Origin of the sequence: Chryseobacterium sp. Y16C (genome assembly GCF_022488405.1) — a bacterium.
GTDB classification, from domain to species: domain Bacteria; phylum Bacteroidota; class Bacteroidia; order Flavobacteriales; family Weeksellaceae; genus Chryseobacterium; species Chryseobacterium geocarposphaerae.
Map to the genome: position 1 here is coordinate 860,179 of NZ_CP092711.1, position 19,119 is coordinate 879,297.

15 protein-coding genes are annotated in these 19,119 nt (G+C 34.5%); 6 read left to right on the forward strand and 9 right to left on the reverse strand.

Going from position 1 to position 19,119, the window contains the following annotated elements; genetic code table 11:
• Positions 1-23 precede the first annotated feature (23 nt).
• Positions 24-1,103 carry a glycosyltransferase gene (locus MKS83_RS03765; RefSeq protein ID WP_240582025.1) on the reverse strand — a complete coding sequence of 360 codons (1,080 nt, stop codon included), beginning with the start codon at positions 1,101-1,103 and terminating at the stop codon, positions 24-26.
• A 362-nt stretch (positions 1,104-1,465) separates the two neighbouring features.
• A complete protein-coding gene (gene recQ / locus MKS83_RS03770) occupies positions 1,466-3,670 on the reverse strand; it encodes a DNA helicase RecQ (RefSeq protein ID WP_240582026.1) in 2,205 nt (734 codons plus the stop codon).
• A 158-nt stretch (positions 3,671-3,828) separates the two neighbouring features.
• On the opposite strand from recQ, the gene MKS83_RS03775 reads away from it, so the two are divergent.
• From MKS83_RS03775 to MKS83_RS03790, 4 genes are all read left to right on the forward strand, one after another.
• Entirely contained in the window at positions 3,829-4,788 is a 960-nt protein-coding gene (locus tag MKS83_RS03775; RefSeq protein WP_240583165.1) for an SIS domain-containing protein, read from the forward strand.
• A gap of 68 nt (positions 4,789-4,856) precedes the next feature.
• On the forward strand, positions 4,857-5,684 hold the full coding sequence (gene tatC, locus MKS83_RS03780; RefSeq protein WP_240582027.1) for a twin-arginine translocase subunit TatC: 828 nt from the start codon (positions 4,857-4,859) through the stop codon (positions 5,682-5,684).
• 168 nt (positions 5,685-5,852) lie between these two features.
• Positions 5,853-7,481: a M1 family metallopeptidase gene (locus MKS83_RS03785; RefSeq protein WP_240582028.1), complete on the forward strand. Its 1,629-nt coding sequence runs from the start codon at positions 5,853-5,855 to the stop codon at positions 7,479-7,481.
• A gap of 142 nt (positions 7,482-7,623) precedes the next feature.
• A complete protein-coding gene (locus MKS83_RS03790) occupies positions 7,624-9,468 on the forward strand; it encodes a peptidase M61 (protein WP_240582029.1) in 1,845 nt (614 codons plus the stop codon).
• 225 nt (positions 9,469-9,693) lie between these two features.
• Here MKS83_RS03790 and MKS83_RS03795 read toward each other — a convergent pair whose 3' ends face one another.
• The 3 genes from MKS83_RS03795 to pepE form a co-directional block, all read right to left on the reverse strand.
• On the reverse strand, positions 9,694-10,866 hold the full coding sequence (locus MKS83_RS03795; RefSeq protein WP_228424236.1) for a sensor histidine kinase: 1,173 nt from the start codon (positions 10,864-10,866) through the stop codon (positions 9,694-9,696).
• A 6-nt stretch (positions 10,867-10,872) separates the two neighbouring features.
• Positions 10,873-12,246: a D-alanyl-D-alanine carboxypeptidase/D-alanyl-D-alanine-endopeptidase gene (gene dacB, locus MKS83_RS03800; protein ID WP_240582030.1), complete on the reverse strand. Its 1,374-nt coding sequence runs from the start codon at positions 12,244-12,246 to the stop codon at positions 10,873-10,875.
• 107 nt (positions 12,247-12,353) lie between these two features.
• Positions 12,354-13,046: a dipeptidase PepE gene (gene pepE / locus MKS83_RS03805; protein WP_240582031.1), complete on the reverse strand. Its 693-nt coding sequence runs from the start codon at positions 13,044-13,046 to the stop codon at positions 12,354-12,356.
• 181 nt (positions 13,047-13,227) lie between these two features.
• Between pepE and MKS83_RS03810 the strand changes: the two genes are divergently transcribed.
• Positions 13,228-13,773 (forward strand): hypothetical protein, encoded by a 546-nt coding sequence (locus MKS83_RS03810; RefSeq protein WP_240582032.1) that lies wholly within the window; start codon positions 13,228-13,230, stop codon positions 13,771-13,773.
• 36 nt (positions 13,774-13,809) lie between these two features.
• On the opposite strand, the gene MKS83_RS03815 is transcribed toward MKS83_RS03810, so the two are convergent.
• On the reverse strand, positions 13,810-14,295 hold the full coding sequence (locus MKS83_RS03815; RefSeq protein WP_240582033.1) for a YdeI/OmpD-associated family protein: 486 nt from the start codon (positions 14,293-14,295) through the stop codon (positions 13,810-13,812).
• A 220-nt stretch (positions 14,296-14,515) separates the two neighbouring features.
• Between MKS83_RS03815 and fsa the strand changes: the two genes are divergently transcribed.
• Positions 14,516-15,169, forward strand: a complete 654-nt coding sequence (gene fsa, locus MKS83_RS03820) for a fructose-6-phosphate aldolase (protein ID WP_240582034.1) — start codon at positions 14,516-14,518, stop codon at positions 15,167-15,169.
• Positions 15,170-15,231: 62 nt separating this feature from the next.
• On the opposite strand, the gene MKS83_RS03825 is transcribed toward fsa, so the two are convergent.
• From MKS83_RS03825 to MKS83_RS03835, 3 genes are all read right to left on the reverse strand, one after another.
• Complete coding sequence (locus tag MKS83_RS03825) at positions 15,232-16,077, reverse strand: GLPGLI family protein (protein WP_240582035.1); 846 nt, start codon at positions 16,075-16,077, stop codon at positions 15,232-15,234.
• A gap of 110 nt (positions 16,078-16,187) precedes the next feature.
• Positions 16,188-17,093: a GLPGLI family protein gene (locus MKS83_RS03830; protein WP_240582036.1), complete on the reverse strand. Its 906-nt coding sequence runs from the start codon at positions 17,091-17,093 to the stop codon at positions 16,188-16,190.
• Positions 17,094-17,103: 10 nt separating this feature from the next.
• Entirely contained in the window at positions 17,104-19,113 is a 2,010-nt protein-coding gene (locus MKS83_RS03835) for a M56 family metallopeptidase (RefSeq protein ID WP_240582037.1), read from the reverse strand.
• Positions 19,114-19,119 lie beyond the last annotated feature (6 nt).

Genomic DNA, 19,119 nt, shown 5'->3' on the forward strand with positions numbered 1-19,119 from the left:
CTCCATGAGACAAGTCTAGCTTTCTATTTCATTAGATCCAGCAAAACCTTCTCATATTTATCCATAATAATTTCTTTTGAAAATCTGGATTTAATAGAATTCTTAATGGAACTGCTGTCATAACTTTCATGTAAAATCTGAACGATTTTCTGTGAGAAATCATCATGATTTTCAATATCAGAAACTTCACCATTGATTCGGTTCTGAATAATTTCATTGATTCCTCCGGGACAATTATTAGCCAAAGAATACGTTCCACACGCACCAGCTTCTAATAAAACATTCGGAAAGCCTTCATATCTTGAAGAGAGGATAAAAAGATCCGCAAACTTCAGAAACTGGTAGGGATTCTCCTGTCTTCCATGAAAAATAACTTTTTTTAAGTCTAAAAACTCTTTCATCTGATGCAGGATTTCCCGGTCTTTCCCATCTCCCAAAATATGTAATAAAATATTTTCATTTTTAAGTCTTGAAAATACTTTCAACAGATTATCAAAGCCTTTTCTTTCCGATAAATTGCCGATCGCTACAACGTTTTTGTAATTATATTTAAAGCACTCCGGTCTATTTGAAAGAGCCAGCTTTCCTTCAATAAAATCAAAATCGACAGGATTATTGATTTTAATGATTTTCTTTTCCCTAACGTTGAAATTATCGATCAGATCTTTCTTCATATCATCACTCTGCGCAATGATTTGTTGATAATTGTTGTAAAAGCTATAGAAGAATTTGATTTCTTTTCTGGTAATATGATGGGAAACCACATTCGTTTCTCTTGCAATAAATTTTGTTCTCGGAAAAAGCTTGATAAACAGCGATAAATAAGCATTTACTTCTCCAAAACCGGAAAATACTATATCCGGCTTTCTACGATAGATTTCTCTTAGAATCGGCTTTAATGAGTGTCGGATTCTTTCTGTATCTACATCAATAATTTCAACATCTTTCTTAAGGAAATTAAGATAGCCACCTTGTTTGCGTAAAAGCAATATTTTAGGTTCGAACTTATCCCTGGAAAGATGGTTCGCAATGGTGGTAATGATTCTTTCTGCACCCCCGGTTTCCAAATCCGGCAGAATAAATATGACAGAAATCTTTTTCATCAATGTAAAATTAGTAAAAAGTTTTGGTAACCTTTGATTCTAACTTATAATTAATGATTTTTAATTTTTTTATTTAGTTAGTTTGTCATTCCGTAGGAATCTCAATATAGTATCAGAAGAATTGAATTAAAAGATCCATGTTAAGATTCCTACGGAATGACAAAATTTATGTATATTATTTATACCAAGGTTTGTTTTTAAAAGAAAAGAAACTCTTCTATAGAGGAGTTTCTTTAATATTATTTTATTTTCTTCCCTGAACATACCAAGCTACTAAAAAATTAAAAACATAAAATATCATTATATAAGATCCTATTAAAAAAAGAATAATATAAAGCGTATATTTTAAATATTTCTTCATTTTAATTAGCAACGTCGCTGATGAATTTTATTCTCAACATTCTCACTTCTTCATCAGAAAGCTCATCTCCGAATTCATCAAGCAAAACCTTCATGCTGTCACTTTCGGATTCATTCATAAATTCCATGAAGCCGTCTACAATATCTTCATCAAAATTATCTTCAATATAATAATCGATGTTCAATTTTGTTCCCTGATAAACAATACGTTCCATTTCTTTCAACAATTCATCCATCGAAAGATTTTTGGCTCTTGCAATATCTTCAAGATCAATTTTTTTATCAGTACTCTGAATAATGAAAACCTTATGACTGGATTTATTAGCCACCTGCTTCAATACCATATCTTGAGTACGTTCGATATTGTTATCTTCTACATATTTACTGATAAAATCAGCGAATTCTTTACCATACTTTTTAGCTTTCCCTTCACCGACTCCATAAATTTTCGTAATTTCTTCAACCGTAATTGGGTATTGAACCGTCATATCTTCCAAGCTCGGATCCATGAATACTGTGTAAGGAGGAATTCCGTGTTTTTTGGCTACTTTTTTTCTTAAATCTTTTAATAACGTAAATAAATTCTGATCTAACCCGCCTCCGGATTGCTGTTGAATCTGATCACTCTCCGCTTTAGCCTGAGTCAAATCGAATTCCCGGTCTTCAGCAATTAAGAATGAATGTTCTAATTTACCTTCTAATACCAGTCTCCCTTTTTCAGCAATCTTTAAAACGCCATAGGTTTCAATATCCTTTTGCAGAAAATTCTGAACCGTTGCCTGTCGTAGAATAGTTTTCCAGTGATTATCCTTTTCTTGTTTTCCAAAACCGAAATAAGAACTCTGCTCCAATTTATATGATTTTGTCACTGCTGTTTCTTTTCCAGCAATTACAGAAATTAGATCCTTTGCTTTGAATTTCTCTCCGGTATCTTTAATAAGCTCCAGTACTTTTTTCAAGTCATCTGTAGCATCTTTCAGCTTTGGAGGATTCGATGAATTATCACACATTTTGGCGCCTTCCCCATTAACCGGATCAAAGTTCTCACCAAAATAATACAGAATATATTGTCTTCTGCTCATTGAAGTTTCGGCATAACCTACCACTTCATTCAGAAGCTGCAACCCGATTTCTCGTTCAGAAACAGGCTTTTGAGCTAAAAACTTTTCTAACTTTTCAATATCTTTAGGATCATAGAACGCCAGACAATGTCCTTCTCCTCCATCTCTTCCTGCACGTCCTGTTTCCTGATAATAGCTTTCTAAAGATTTCGGAAAATCATAATGAATCACAAAACGAACATCCGGTTTATCGATTCCCATTCCAAAAGCAATTGTCGCTACAATCACATCCACTTCTTCCATCAGGAATTTATCCTGATTGGCGACTCTTATTTTCTGATCAAGACCAGCATGATAAGGCAAAGCATTGATTCCGTTTACCTGCAAAAGCTGTGCAAATTCTTCCACTTTTCTTCGGCTTAAACAGTACACAATTCCTGATTTTCCTTTGTGCTGATTAATGAATTTAACAATCTCCTTATCTACATTTACTTTGGGTTGTACTTCATAGTAAAGATTCGGTCTGTTGAAACTTTCTTTAAAGACCAAAGCGCTGCTCATTCCCAAAGTCTTCTGGATATCATCCTGAACTTTAGGCGTTGCAGTTGCAGTTAAAGCAATTACAGGAACATCTGCAATTTTATCGATAATAGATTTCAAATTTCGGTATTCCGGTCTGAAATCATGTCCCCATTCTGAGATACAGTGGGCTTCATCTATAGCAAAGAAAGAAATTTTCACTTCTTTCAAAAAGTCCAAATAATCCTCTTTAATTAAAGATTCAGGAGCGACATAAAGAAGTTTGGTTTTACCGCTTTTAATATCATCAAAGACCTGTTTGGTCTGTGTCTTATTTAAAGATGAATTAAGAACATGGGCTACTCCATCATCAGATGAAAGTCCGTTCACTGCATCTACCTGGTTTTTCATTAACGCTATTAACGGCGAAACTACTATTGCCGTACCTTCCGAAATAAGTGCCGGAAGCTGATAACATAAGGATTTTCCTCCTCCTGTAGGCATCAACACAAATATATCCTTCCCATTCAACAGGTTTTCTATAATTTGCTCTTGTTGTCCTTTAAAAGTAGAAAACCCGAAATATTTTTTCAATTCGCCTGATAAATTGGCTTTTTTTGCGCTCATCTAATTTTCTATTGCTAAATTTGCATCTAACCCAAAGTTATGAATTTTTCGCTTAAAATAAAAGTGAACGAATTTATTAAAAATAAAATTTATATTAAATATTCTTTTTAAAATATAACATTTTTTAAGAGATTTTTTGTATGCCCTATAAAAGTAAAATGGAAAAAGCCAATATCATTTCGATAGCAAAAAGTACTTTAGAAATAGAGATTTCAGAGCTTGAAAAACTAAAAAACAGACTTGACGAAGATTTTGTAAAAGCTGTAGAGATTATACATTCTGCACAGGGAAAATTAATTGTAGTAGGAATAGGAAAATCGGCGCACGTTGGAAATAAAATTGTGGCCACTTTAAATTCTACGGGCACTCCTTCACAGTTTCTTCATGCTTCGGAAGCCATTCACGGAGATTTAGGAGTAATTCAAAAGCAGGATGTTGTGTTATGTATTTCGCAATCCGGAAACTCGCCTGAAATTGTAAATCTTGTTCCTTACTTAAAAGATTATTCCTCTGCACTGATCGGGATGACGGGAAATAAAAACAGTAAACTGGCAGAATCTTCCGATATTATCTTAAATACTCATGTAGATATGGAAGCTTGTCCTAACAAGCTGGCTCCTACAAGTTCCACCACATTACAAATGGCTCTTGGAGATGCTTTAGCCGTTTCATTAATGGAAATCAATGATTTCCGAGCGAATGATTTTGCAAAATTCCATCCGGGAGGAAGCTTAGGTAAAAATCTGATTTCAAAGGTGAATGATTTCCTTTCTTCACAAAAACCACAGGTTACGGAAAATGATACGATTAAAGATGTCATTATTTCAATCAGCAGCTCAAGACACGGGATTACAGTTGTAACGAATGAAGATGAGATCATTGGAGTGATCACAGACGGAGATTTAAGAAGAATGTTAATGAAAGGGGATGATATTTCTAAAGTACAGGCAAAAGACATCATGTCTGCTCAACCCAAAACAATTGAAAGAACTGCTTTGGCAAAAGATGCTATGAAAATTTTAAAAGAGAATAATATCGGACAGCTTGTAGTAACAGAAAACGGAAAATATTTCGGAATTATTGATCTGCATAAATTGTTGGATGAAGGAATAAACTAACTTCTAATTTCTATTCATTTAACTTCTTTAAATATTTCATAAATTTGAAGCCTTAAAAATATTATTCTGTGAGTGATGCTAAAGACATGTCCTTCCTTGGGCATATTGGAGAATTAAGAGGTCACCTTATCCGCTCGATTATTTCGATTATCATTGCGGCTTTGGTTGTCGGCTTTAACATCAATTGGATTATGGATCATATCTTTTTTGGTCCTACCAGAAACGATTTTCCAACGTTCGAGATCGTCAATCACTTTTCCAAGATGCTTTTGGGTGAAGACAGTATTCATCTTCCAAAAGACTTCCCTGTTCGTGCAAGTAAACTTTATCAACAGTTTAATGTCATGATGGCGGTTTCTATTTTTGGAGGAATGGTTGCAGCATTTCCTTATATTGTCTGGGAACTTTGGAGATTTATCAGTCCTGCCTTGCATCCGAAAGAAAGAAAAAACTCAATCTTTATCATCAATTCTGTCTGGATTCTATTTATGACAGGAGTTTTATGCGGATATTTTTTAATTCTTCCTTTTGCGGTTAACTTTGGGGTTATTTTTAAGATTTCAGATATAATCGTTCCGCTATATGATCTGAGCGATTATACGACACTATTTTTACAGGTTGTTTTAGGAATGGGAGTAATTTTCTTATTTCCGATCCTTATTTATTTCCTTACTTCCATCGGGATTTTAACTCCTACGTTTATGAAAACCTACCGTAGACATGCTATCGTTTTAATTATGGTGGTAGCGGCAATTATTACTCCAGCTGATGTTTTAAGTATGATGATGGCTGCATTGCCACTATTATTATTATATGAATTTAGTATTGTGATGTGCTCTTATACTTATAAAAAAGTTCAGAAGCGTGAAGGTAATCTTCCCGCAGTTCAAAACTGATTAAAGATCACTTAAATATATTCCCGCAGAACAATCTGCGGGATTTTTTATATGTTAAAAAGTAACAAAACTTCACTTCTCCCGTCTAATCAAGAAATCGATTAATTTAAACTTCCTAAATTTAGAATCGATTAATTATTTATTTTTGATCCATTAATTTAATTTCAAATGAAAAAACTGACATACACCCTTTTATTTGCTTCGGGACTTGTATTTGGACAATTCTTTGAGAAAGATAAAACTTTCACGAAACAGGATACTTTAAAAGGCTCCAATACCATATTCCGAAACTTTTGGGATGTAAAGAAATATGACTTATCTGTTGAACCTGATTTTACTCAAAAAAGCATTAAAGGGAATAATACGATCAGTTTTGAAATTATTAAAGACGTTACCAATCCGACCTTTCAGATTGATCTACAACAACCGATGAAGGCTGATAAGGTAACTGCAAGCTTCCCGATCTCAGAATACAAACAGGAAGGTGATTTCATCTGGATTAAAGCAAAAAAAAGTTTCAAGAAAGGAGAAAAATATACAATTGATGTCACTTATTCCGGAAATCCAACTATTGCTAAACACGCACCGTGGGACGGAGGCTGGGTTTTCACAAACGACCAGAACGGAAATCCCTGGATGAGTGTTGCTGATGAAGGAATCGGTGCATCAATCTGGCTGCCTACAAAAGATATCTGGAGCGATGAACCTGACAACGGCTTTGTGATGAAAATTATCACTCCAAAAGATTTGGTGGGTGTCGGAAATGGAAGATTAATTAATACAAAAACTATTGGTGATAAAACAACTTACACCTGGGAAGTAAAAAATCCAATCAATGCCTATTCTATCATTCCGAATATTGGAAAGTATGTAAACTTTAAAGATACTTTTAACGGAGAAAAAGGAAAACTTGATCTTGATTACTGGGTTTTGGACTATAATTTGGAGAGGGCTAAAAAACAATTCCAACAGGTGAAACCTATGCTTTCCGCTTTTGAATATTGGTTTGGGGCCTATCCTTTTTATGAGGATTCCTACAAACTGGTAGATTCTCCGTATTTGGGAATGGAGCACCAAAGCAATGTAGCTTATGGAAATCAGTACCTCAACGGATATTTGGGAAATGATCTTTCGGGAACGGGAGTCGGACTCAACTGGGATTATATCATCATTCACGAAAGCGGCCACGAATGGTTTGCCAATAATATTACCGCAAAAGATCAGGCAGATATGTGGGTTCATGAAGGTTTCACGATGTATTCCGAAGTTCTTTTTACCGAAAAATATATGGATAAAAAATCGGCAGACCTCTATGCTGTAGGTATTCGAACCAGTATAGAAAACGATATTCCGATCATCGGGAAATACGGGGTAAGAAATGAGGGAAGCGGAGATATGTATTATAAGGGAGCAAGTATGATCCATACCATTCGCCAGGTGATTGATAATGATGAAAAATTCAGACAGATCTTAAGAGGTTTAAATAAAGACTTTTATCATAAAACAGTTACTACTGAAGAAATTGAAAATTACATTTCAAAAAAAGCCGGAATGGATTTTTCAAGCATATTTAACCAGTATTTAAGAACAACAAAAATCCCGACACTGGAATATTCTCAAAACGGCAATGTCTTGAAATTCCGTTATACAAATGTGGTTAAAAACTTCAAACTTCCTGTAAAAATTGATGGAGAGCAGGTTATTAATCCGACAGAAGAATGGCAGACCATAAAACTGAAGAAAGGTACTCCCGTTGAATTCAATAATGCTTACTACATTAATTATGTAAAAGCTTAATAGATAATGAATACAAGAGAGCAAAATTGAAAGTTTGCTCTTCTTTTTTGATATTCCTAATTTTAGTTTTAAGAAAACTTTAATACATCAATTCGTAACAAAATCAATAAAAAAACAACTATTTAACTATAATTTAAACTCAATGAAAAAAATTGCACTTAGTTTAGGGATTTTAGCCACTTTCTGGCTTAATGCCCAATCTATTAAGACAACCATTGATCTTGTCAATGTAAAAAACGATAAAGTTGCCGTAACGATGGAATTCCCGAAAATGAAATCGGGAGATGTGAAATTCCATTTTCCTAAAACCGTACCAGGAACCTATTCTGTAGACGATTACGGAAGATTTGTAGAAGGGATCAAGTTTTTTGACAATAAAGGAAAAGAAATCGCTTTTACAAAAGTTAATGACAATACTTACTCTCTTAAAAATGCTCAGAACTTAAGCAAAGTCACTTACCTGGTCAACGACAGCTTTGATGATGAAATGGATACTTCAAAGCACAAAGCGGTATTTTCTCCTTCAGGAACTGATATTGAAGAAGGAAAAGTTTATCTGATCAACACTCACGGTTTTATCGGATATATCGATAATATGCAGGATGTGCCTTATCAGCTGATCATTCAGAAACCAACTGATTTTTACGGAACCACAGCTTTGGTAGATCAGGATAAGTCTGAATCTACGGATACATTTACCTTAGCCAATTATGCGAAAGTAACTGATTCTCCATTAATGTATACCAAACCCGACTACATTACATTCAACGCAGGAGGAATGGATCTTGTGCTAGGAGTTTATTCTCCGACGGGAAAATACAAAGCGGCAGATTTTAAAGATAATTTAGAAAAAATGGTCATTGCCCAGAAGAAATTTTTGGGTGATATGAATACCAATAAAAAATATGCGATCATGCTTTACCTTTCAGGAGGAGAAGGACCGCAAATTAAAGGTTTCGGAGCATTGGAGCACCATGAATCCACCAGTGTTGTATTGCCGGAAATGATGCCTAAAGAGGCAATCGATAAAACTATTACGGATGTAGTTTCCCACGAATTTTTCCATACGGTAAATCCTTTAAAGACCCATTCTGAGGAAATTCACTACTTTGATTATGCAGACCCGAAAATGTCTCAGCATTTATGGATGTATGAAGGAGGAACCGAGTATTTTGCTAATCTATTCCAGATCCAGGAAGGACTGATTACCAAAAATGAATTCCTTCAGAGAATGAGCGAGAAAATTGCTAATTCTAAGAACTACAACGACACAATGCCTTTTACGGTAATGAGTAAAAATGTTCTTAAGGATGAATATAAAGACCAGTACAGGAATGTTTATGAAAAAGGAGCCCTTCTTGCGATGTGTCTTGATATTGAATTAAGAAAATTATCCAACGGAGAAATGGGTTACCGCGATATGATACGCAAACTTTCCCAAAGATTCGGAGAAAATAAACCGTTCAAAGATGATCAGCTTGTTGACGAACTGGTAGCGGTTACAGGTTATCCACAGGTAAAAGATTTTTACAACAAATATATTGCAGGAAGCGAGCCTACACCGTATGAAAAGTACCTGAGTATGGTGGGTGTAGAGATCAAAAAACAGGAAACTCCACCTATTTTCTGGTTTATCAAAGATCCTAACCAAACCGGGTATAATGATAAGAATAATACATTTGTTTTTGATGAAAGTTCGGCGTTATCCCCATTTGCAAAAAGCATCGGTTTCAAAGCTACGGATGAAGTTGTTGCGTTAGATGGCAAAACAATCAATATCCAAAATGTACAGGCGTTTATTGATTATTCTAAAACCATCAAGGAAGGGCAAAACGTTACAGTAACCATTTTAAGAAACAATACTAAAATGGAGCTGAAAGGAAAAGCTATTCTTGACAAAATGACGATGGAAAGTCTTCAGTTTAAATCTAGTCCGACTGCAGAAGAACAAAAGCTGCAAAACCAATGGTTAACCGGTAAAAAATAAACGAAAAGCGAGGAAATTTCCTCGCTTTTTTATTTATAAAGTAGTTTAACTTAACCATTAAGGTGCCTTAAGATTTTAAGAATACTAAGGTGAAATTCATTAAAAAGAATATAAAATATCCTTCCAAAATCTGTCATTCCGAGGAATCGAGGAATCTTTTAGATTCATCAATCTGCTTCGCACCTTTCTGAATGACAAATTTCCTTATGGTGTTATAATAAATACTTAAACTTTTTCCCCTTCAGTTTTTCTGATCGTAATTCTGAACGTAGTTCCCTTTCCTACTTCTGTCTGAACAATTTTAATATCTCCGTTGTGATATTCCTGAATCACTCTTTTAGCTAACGACAATCCCAATCCCCAACCACGTTTTTTGGTAGAATATCCTGGCTTAAAGGCATTTCTTGCCTGTTGCTTCGTCATTCCGCTTCCGTCGTCTTTTACTTCAACGATAATATTCTTATTTCTTTCAAAAACGGTCATGAGCAAATTTCCTTGTCCTTTCATTGCATCTACCGCGTTTTTCACCAGATTCTCAATCACCCAGCTCATCAGTATTTTATTGTGCGGAACCAAAATAGTATAAGTAGGCTGATGTAACGTAAAATTGATTTTTTTTGAAATCCTCGTTTTCAGATAATCATAGTTTTCCTGAATGGTTTCATTCAAGTTTTTATCATTAAGCTCCGGAACAGAACCTATTTTAGAAAATCTTTCCGAGATGGTACGTAAGCGTTCAATATCTTTTTCAATCTCGTGTACACCTTCAGACTCAGGATTTTCGAGCTTCATAATTTCCATCCATCCAATCATTGAAGAAAGAGGCGTCCCAATCTGATGTGCCGTTTCTTTTGCTAATCCAGCCCAAAGATACCCTTCATCAGTTTTCTTAATGGTTCTCAGAAACCAAAAAGAAAATAAGAAGTAAGACAGCACAAACAGTCCTAATAAAAAAGGAAAATACTGAAGATTATTAAGAATTCTTGAATTATCATAATACACAAACTGATTATTTCCGTGCAAAATTTTTATTTCAATGGCCGGATATTTTTTTTCCATTCTTTTGGCTAAAGCAATAATTTCGTTGGGCTTATCATTGATCTCTTTAGGTAAATTCTTGTATTCTATAAGCTGGTCATTATTATCCAAAATAATGAGCGGAATTGTCGTATTAGAACTGTAGATCGTCAAAAGCAATTCCTGAACCTCCAGACTGGGAGTGGTCACTTCCTGTTGAAATTTGATAGCATTCACCAAAATATCAACCCTTTTTACTTCTTCTTTCTTTAAATAATTAACGACCAACGTTGATGCTATAACGATAGACACAACGACCAGCGTCATAAGAGAAAAAATAAACCAGTTGTTGAATCTGGAAAATATGGATTTCTTTTTCAAAGCAAGCTATTTTAAAACATTCAGGATTTTTTGAAGTTCTGTACTTCCGCTTCCCTGATAATTGTTGATGATAATCGAAAATACATATTTTTTTCCATCTTTAGCCGTATGAAAACCCGCAAAAGATTTGGTATCCTTCATCGTTCCGCTTTTCATCTTAAGACCGTTATCCTGAACCGGAAAGCCTTCATAATAAGCATTAAACCAAGGCTGTTTTTTGGTATACAATAATGCCTGAACTTCTGCTTTTGCAGAAACATAATTTTGAGGAGAAAGTCCGCTTCCATCGGCAAAATTGATCATATTTCCGTTAATTCCCTTTGATTTCCAGAATTCTTTTAGATAGGCAACTCCGCTTTTAAAGCTGGAATCACCCTTTTTCTCTTTTCCTAATGTTTTAACTAAAGTTTCACCATACATATTCACACTTTTTCTCAGAAACCAATACACTATTTTATCTAATGTAGGTGATTGATAAGTAAGAATAATATTATTTTTAGGTGAAGATAGTATTGCTTTTCCTTCAATTTCAAGCTGAGAATTGGTAATTACTTTTCCTGAAAAATCAATTCCCGACTCTTTTAGCCATTGCTTTACTTCTGTTCCTAACTGCAAAGGCGGATTCGGTACTGAGCCCGAAACGGTTGTAACTTTTCCTGCAGGTAAAGTCCCATTGATTAAAGCGACATCGGAATAAGGCGCTGTAAACATCAGGCTCTGGTCAGAATCCCCTCCGGTTTTCAGATCATTCAGCCACTTTATTCCGGCCAAAGGATAAGAAAAGTTCTTAAAATCTGTTCCATTGATATTCACATCAAACTGATTTTCTCTCCAGTTCACACTCCATACTCCGGCTCCGTAATAATTCCCAAGATCATCCCAAGGCCAGCCTCCGGGAATCGTCTGATGGTCAAAATAAGAATCATCAATAACCAAATCTCCTGAAATTTTTGTAATTCCGGTATTTTTTATAGCTTCAATCAGTTTCTTTTTAAAGTTTTCGGGTTTAAAAGATTCATATCTCCAGCTTCCTAAGGTAGGATCTCCATTAGAACTGATAAAGAGATTTCCGTTCAGATTACCACCTGAAATATTTCCTGAATAGCTCGAAGTCGTTTTATAGGTGTAATCTTTGCCTAATGTTTCCAAAGCTGCAGCTGCTGTAAATATTTTCTGGGTAGAAGCCGTAGAAAGGCCTTTATTTCCCTGATATTCATAAATGAGTTTCCCTTCTTCATCCGATACATAAAATGACAGATTGGAAGCAATTGCTCCAGAAGAATTCATCAGATTCTTTGCAGCTGCATCCAATTTCTCTGATATATTTTGAGCAAAAATAATTTGTGTTGATAAAGTAAGAACTGCAAATGTTTTTTTCATTGCGTTTTATTTTCTTTTTATGAGATGCTGAACGAAGTGAAGTATTCTTTTACCTTAAAATGTGATCCAAAAACCACATTATTTAATTCAAATATAATTAAATAAAATTACAGTTCAGCACCCGCCTCAATCTCGTAAGGATCTTTACCTTTTTCAAAAATCCGGGTCAATTCGTTGCCTTCAACAGTAATCCTGTCTCCCATTCTTCTGATCCAGTTTCCTTCACGAAGCCCCACAACTTTTAGGTCATTCTGCGTTAAAAATTCCTTGATTCTTGTTTCTCTTGTTTCCCCATTATGCTTCAAATCAGGATTCGGATCTAAATAATGTGGATTCAAATTAAAAGGAACCAATCCCATGCAATCAAAACTTGGCGGATAAACAATCGGCATATCATTCGTAGTTTTCATATTTTGTCCGCCGATATTGCTTCCCGCACTGCATCCCAAATAGGGTTTTCCGTTTTCAATATTCTGCTTTAGAACAGACATTATTCCTTCTTCATGCAAAGTTTTTACCAGCAAAAAAGTGTTTCCGCCTCCTGTAAAATATCCTCGTGCATTATTTAAAGCTTCTATTTTATCTTCAAACTCATGAAGCCCCTTGACTTTGATGTTGTTGGTTTCAAAAAAGGAGCGTGCTTTTGCCGTATAATCATCATGAGAAATTCCGCTTGGTCTCGCAAAAGGAATGAATACTATTTCATCTATTCCGCTGTATAACTGAATTAATTCTTCTCTTAAATACTCCAGATATTCTCCTCCGAAAAGTGTGGAAGTGGAAGCCAATATGATATTCATATAAAAATATTGATTAAATGTTCAAATACAAAGATAACTGAAACCGCACCGAATCAAAAATTTCGATAAAAAAACATTTAATCCTCTTAATATTTTCTAAAAAAACTTAAGGGTTCTAAAATTTAGATTTTTATGGAATTATTCTTGAACTTTCTGTATCACAATTCGAAAATATAATGTTATGAAAATGATTAAAATGAACGCAAAAAGTCTGATTTTAGGTTTATTATTCGCAGGAGGTTTAGGTTTGGCAAACGCCCAGACAACACAACAGGCAGATCCTCAGAAAACAGTTCAAAATGCAGGCAATGCTACTATTGATGGTCTTAAAAAACAAGTTGAAGCTAATCCAAAAGATGCCAATGCCTTGGCAAAATTAGCCACTGCTTATCAGGAAGCTTCAGATTGGACCAATGCAATAGATACCTGGAAAAAAATATCTGTTTTACTTCCGGATTGGGCACCATCATATTATAGCCAGGCTTATGCTTATCAATCTGCAAAAGATGATGTAAATGCAAAACTTGCCTATGAAAAGTATATAGCAACAGTAAAACCGGAAGAGGTTGAACAGAATAAGAAAAACCTAGCGTATGCTTATTTTTATCTTGCCTTTTCTGAGCAGAAAAATAATCCAGATAAAGCAAAAGAGCATATTGCCAAATCCTTACAGTATGACCCTACTAACGAGGATGCTGTAAAATTGAATAAAGCTTTAAATTCATAGATAATTAAAAAGGTTCAGATTAATTTCTGAACCTTTTTAATTTATTTTCTTTCCGAAAAAATCAGTTTCACCATGCAAATGCTTTATAATCTTTTCTATATTTCTCTGAATACTTATTTCAGTTTTAAGATTATTGATATAGCGGATAAGCTCTGTTTTCCTTGAAGGAATTAAACTTTCAAAATTTTTTAAAGCAACTGGATTTTCTCGTATCGCTTTCTCCAATTGGGGATGAATGGAAATTGTTCTCTCCAAATTATCGTATTCAACAGAGATTTCTATAATTTCCCCTATTCTTTTCGGAGAATCTTTGAGCATCATCATATTGATATACAATCGCCATTCTCCAAGATATTTCATGAGATTCTGCGCGTATTCTTTACCGTTTACAGTTCCTTTTACCGGAATCGGACTTTTATTTCTTCCGGAAGCTTCAAAAATTTCATTTAAAATTTCCTCAGGGATAAAAACAAAAGGGTTGATCCCGATGATTTCTAGTTTTGCTGTGAAGAGGTTTTTCATTGTTATAAATTTAATTATTTTTAAACCACCCCGTCAAAAATTCTTTGAATTTTCGCCACCCTCCAAGCTGAGGGAATTTTAAGTAATTAATGTTATCTTTAAATTAATTGCATTAAGTTTTTAATAGAAAAACCAGAAGCAGGAATCCCAATCTCGTTCTAAATTAATTTTCCACTCACAAAGGAATCATTATCTTTGCACCAATAAATCTAGAAAACAAATGAAATTTTTTATTGACACAGCCAATTTAGATCAGATTAAGGAAGCTAAAGACCTTGGAATTTTAGACGGGGTTACTACCAATCCTTCATTAATGGCAAAAGAAGGTATTCAGGGAGCTGAAGCGATCAAAAATCACTACAAAGCAATCTGTGAAATCGTAGACGGAGATATTTCTGCAGAAGTTCTTTCGACTACGTATGAGGAAATGATTAAAGAAGGGGAAGAATTGGCGGCAATCCACCCGAATATCGTGGTAAAAATCCCGATGATTAAGGATGGTATCAAAGCATTGAAATATTTTTCTGATAAAGGTATCAAAACGAACTGTACTTTGATTTTCTCTCCGGGACAGGCTCTTTTAGCAGCTAAAGCAGGGGCTACTTATGTTTCTCCTTTCTTGGGAAGATTAGATGATATTACTACTGACGGATTAAATTTAATTCAGGAAATCAGACTGATTTTTGATAATTATATGTATGAAACTGAAATTTTAGCAGCTTCTATCCGTCACTCTATGCATATTATCGACTGTGCGAAGATTGGTGCAGATGTAATCACTTCTCCACTGCCTCCGATCTTGAGCTTGTTGAAACACCCGTTAACAGACAGCGGATTGGCTCAGTTTATTGCAGATTCTCAGAAATTAGCTTAAGGAATCTTTCTTTAAGTTCAAGATAAAAAACGCGCGAAACTTTCAGTTTCGCGCGTTTTGTTTTATCTGAGTAAATATAATTCAAGAACATTATTGTTTTTTGCATTTTCTTCTTTCGCTTTCTTTTCCAGTTCTCTAAACATTTTTTCGGGGTCCAGAGGCTTTCCGCTTTCGTCTACTATAGTTACTTTCGTGTTTCCAGACATCATCTGTCGCATCCCTTTGGTAGGATTATTTCTGTAATCAAAAAACTGCTTTTTATATTTATCCGGATCTACTTCAAACAGGTTTCCGAATATTTTCTTTTCTGCATCACTTTTCCATTCCTGATTATCGGGAATTTTTGCAATGCCTTTCAGGACAAAAGAGTGAGATTGGGTTTTATCCTCTACTTTAATAATCATTCCCGGCAGTCCGTGAAATTTATAGGGTCCATCCTGAATAGGAAGATCGGGCACAAACCAGGCAGTCCACTGTCTGCCTGCAAAGCTTACATTTGCTTTCTGGGCATTAAACTCACCAATTTTTTCTTTTTCAGGAAGTATTTTCCAATCCATTTTTCTTTGGTCATTTACCTTATAATGATCCACCTCTAATTGATTAAAAAACAAAACTTTATAATCAGGATATGATTTCTCAACGGTGAAAGATATTTTCCCGTAATCTATTCCGCTAAAATCATGCATATTTTTTGCGATTCTGTCTTCTCTTATTGAATCTGCAGTAAAGCTTTTTCTGCTGTAGAATTTTGATCCTTTTTTAGCGATATCCAGATACATGATCTCCTGATCAGATTTACTTCTGTCCGTAGAGTCTGCTACAAATTTGTATTCATAAATAAAACGCTGATTCTGAGCCAGCATGAAAACACTAAAAAAAGAAAAAACTCCCAAAATAATTCTCTTCATATTGATTTTTTTTCAAAGATAATTTTTTTTATTAAACTGGATTGGTTTGTTGTATAAAGAAAAAGCAGGAAAATTTTATCACTCCTGCTTCAATTAGAAAATATATGTATTTAATTTACTAGGTCCGGTTCGATAGGATTATTATTTTTTGCTAAACCTTCTTTGGTTCTTTTTTCCATTTCCCTGAACACCTGGTTTGGATCTGAAATCTCTTTCCCGTCAGCTGTTTTTGTTTTAAAAACCATTTTCGTATTGCCATCGTTTTTCATCATCATTTCCCTCATATTTTTCGTAGGATCATTTACGTATGCTTTCCATGCTTTTTTAAACTGATCTTTCGTCACTTCAATTTCTTTGCCTCCCATACCGAATAATTTGATATTTTCTGGTAAGCTCAGCTCCTTATCCTCAGTTTTACTACTTTGAAGGACTTTATTCCCTACCAGAGTCATTACATGAGAACCTGTTGTATCTTCTATTTTAACAATTAGTCCCGGTAATCCGTAAAAAGTATACGGCCCGTCCTGGAAAGGAAGATCACTGGCAAACCAGGCAATCCATTCTCTTCCGCCAAAACTTGTAGTGGCTTTCTGAGCTGTGTATTCTCCAATTTTTTGTTTTTCAGACTGTATTTTCCATTCAGGCTTTTTATCTTCTTTTATTTTATAAGAATCGCTGGAAATATTTCTGAAAAGATAAGTTTTAAAATCAGGATAAGACTTGGTTACTCTATAAGATACCTGGCCTGGTTTTTCTCTTTTATTGATGTTTATACTTCCTGAAAATGCCTTAATCTGCTTTTCCAGATCAGCCTTTTGTGTGGAATCAGCAATATATTTATCACGGCTGTAATAAGAAGATCCGTTTTTATCTATATCCAGATACATCATTTCCGTTTTTATATCCGTTTTATCATTGATATCAGGAATAAACTTATATTCATAAAAGAATCTGTTGGTTTGAGCACTGGTAATCATTCCAATCAAGATACAACTAAAGACTAAAAGTTTTTTCATTTTTTACAAATTAATAGGTGATAATCTCCATTCTTTTAGCATAAGATCTATTGTTGCTCCCTGCTACACGATCTACTTTAAAAACTTTGATATTCGCAGGCAAATTAATATCCTTTGGATCACTTTGATACGCCATAAATTCTTCTCTGCTTACTTTTTTTCCATTGACATACAGTTCAGGCACATCAACACTAATCATAAATAAAGCAGTTTTTCCTACAGGAGATTTTTTATTATTTTCAGCTTTAACTTCAGCTCCGTGCACATCAACAATCTTATTTAAACTATTATCTATTCTAAAGATCGCAAAATTGTTTTTGTTAGGTGTATTTTGATGCAAATCCTGTATTTTTTTTGCTTCTTTTTTCAATAGCTCTTTTTCAGTTTCAGTCAAAGGCTTTTTTTCATAATCCCTGCTTTTAGGAAACTTTTCATCAAAAGCATATTCTCTTCGGCTCAGTTCTATCGTTTTTGTAAGTTTCTGTTTATCTTCAGCAGATTTTTTTACGGCATCCTGTCTTTTCTTCTCAGCATCTTTATAGAATGTTTCCAGCTCTTTTTGTGTGGCCTCTCCTATTTTTTCCGCCTCCTTCTCTGCTTTTCTTGCAGCCTTTTCAACCCTTTTTATTTTTCTCTTAAACTCGGGAGAATTTACCATAGCCTCTGCTTTTTTCGCCTCTTTTTCAGCTTCTTCTATCTTTCTTTTAAATTCAGGCGAGTTGACCATAGCTTCTGCTTCTTTAGCTTTCTTCTCTGCTTCAGCAATTTTCATTTTGAATTCTGGTGATTCAATGATTTTTCCAGCATTATTATAATGATCTTCAAGAGCTTTCATGTTTTTCTTATACTTATCCGAGTTTACAATTTCATCAATTTGTCTGGATAAAGCTTCAATTTCATTTTCTTTGGCTTCAAATTCCGGTGTCTTAGTCTTTTTAGACTTTACCAGTTTTTGAATTTCTTCACTCTTTTCACTAATTTTCTGGGTAATTTTATTAATTCTTTCTTCGTCTTCTTTCAAAGCTTCATTATAAAAATCTCCCTTTCTCAATTGTTCATTTAAAAGATCGTCTATATCTTCACCAGAATCAGGTCTTATGGTATCTTTTTTAATCTGGGAAACTGCTTTCTCTATTTCAAGATTCGTTTTGGCTATCTCTTTGTTTTTGGCATTTACCATATAGGCAAAAGCAACTGTGAATACTACCGGTAAGGCTAAAATTCTTCGCGCATAACCGAATTTTGTCTGTGATTTCTGTAACATTGTTAATCGTTTTTTTAAATTCGAACTTAGAAACGGACTTGTGGCAGGTAACTCTGTTCCGGAAAAGTGACTTGCTAACAGCATCTGCGCAAATGCTCTGGTGTCCGATTGCTTCACGGCTTTTTTATCAGCCAGATATTCGTGGATTAAATTAATTTCTCTTTTTATCAAATGGTAGAATGGGTTGAACCATAATACCGAGGTAATGATTTCTAAAATGATCTTATCAAAGGTGTGCTTTTGTTCGATATGAACCATTTCATGTTTTAAGATCTGCTTTCCTATTTCTGAATTCAGTATAATGGAATTCTTCCAGAAAAGGTTCTTAAAGTAAGAAAAAGGAGCATCGGTAAGATCGGTGCGGTAGAAGTTGATCCCTTCTATGTTTTCTCTTTCAAATTGGGTTTTCAGTTCATGTATTTTAAAGGTTCCATAGATGAATTTCCCTAAAAAATACACGGAAATGATTCCTAAAACTGAAAAAGCGAATGTATAATATAAGTTTTCATGGGTATTTGTGTTTTCTGAAGGACTAAAGTTCTGCACTGTATCGATCAGCATATAGATATTCTGATTGACCTCAATGGTAAAATCTTCAAGCCTTATCAATGGAAGCAGTAAAGAAATCAGTATCGAAAACAACAGGTAAAACCTATTGTAATGGTGAAAAGTTTTGTCCTTGAGCGAGAGATAATAATATCCCAGTAAAACGCCTGAACAGATCATCACTTTTAAGATGTAAAATAATGCTTCCATGATTAA

What these genes read in the sequence shown, in the direction of transcription:
- MKS83_RS03785 (WP_240582028.1), top strand. Translation starts at nt 5,853, where the DNA reads ATGAAAAAACTGACATACACCCTTTTATTTGCTTCGGGACTTGTATTT.
- MKS83_RS03815 (WP_240582033.1), bottom strand. Translation starts at nt 14,295, where the DNA reads ATGAAAAACCTCTTCACAGCAAAACTAGAAATCATCGGGATCAACCCT.
- fsa (WP_240582034.1), top strand. Translation starts at nt 14,516, where the DNA reads ATGAAATTTTTTATTGACACAGCCAATTTAGATCAGATTAAGGAAGCT.
- MKS83_RS03810 (WP_240582032.1), top strand. Translation starts at nt 13,228, where the DNA reads ATGAAAATGATTAAAATGAACGCAAAAAGTCTGATTTTAGGTTTATTA.
- recQ (WP_240582026.1), bottom strand. Translation starts at nt 3,670, where the DNA reads ATGAGCGCAAAAAAAGCCAATTTATCAGGCGAATTGAAAAAATATTTC.
- dacB (WP_240582030.1), bottom strand. Translation starts at nt 12,246, where the DNA reads ATGAAAAAAACATTTGCAGTTCTTACTTTATCAACACAAATTATTTTT.
- MKS83_RS03765 (WP_240582025.1), bottom strand. Translation starts at nt 1,103, where the DNA reads ATGAAAAAGATTTCTGTCATATTTATTCTGCCGGATTTGGAAACCGGG.
- MKS83_RS03775 (WP_240583165.1), top strand. Translation starts at nt 3,829, where the DNA reads ATGGAAAAAGCCAATATCATTTCGATAGCAAAAAGTACTTTAGAAATA.
- MKS83_RS03830 (WP_240582036.1), bottom strand. Translation starts at nt 17,093, where the DNA reads ATGAAAAAACTTTTAGTCTTTAGTTGTATCTTGATTGGAATGATTACC.
- MKS83_RS03835 (WP_240582037.1), bottom strand. Translation starts at nt 19,113, where the DNA reads ATGGAAGCATTATTTTACATCTTAAAAGTGATGATCTGTTCAGGCGTT.
- MKS83_RS03825 (WP_240582035.1), bottom strand. Translation starts at nt 16,077, where the DNA reads ATGAAGAGAATTATTTTGGGAGTTTTTTCTTTTTTTAGTGTTTTCATG.
- pepE (WP_240582031.1), bottom strand. Translation starts at nt 13,046, where the DNA reads ATGAATATCATATTGGCTTCCACTTCCACACTTTTCGGAGGAGAATAT.
- MKS83_RS03790 (WP_240582029.1), top strand. Translation starts at nt 7,624, where the DNA reads ATGAAAAAAATTGCACTTAGTTTAGGGATTTTAGCCACTTTCTGGCTT.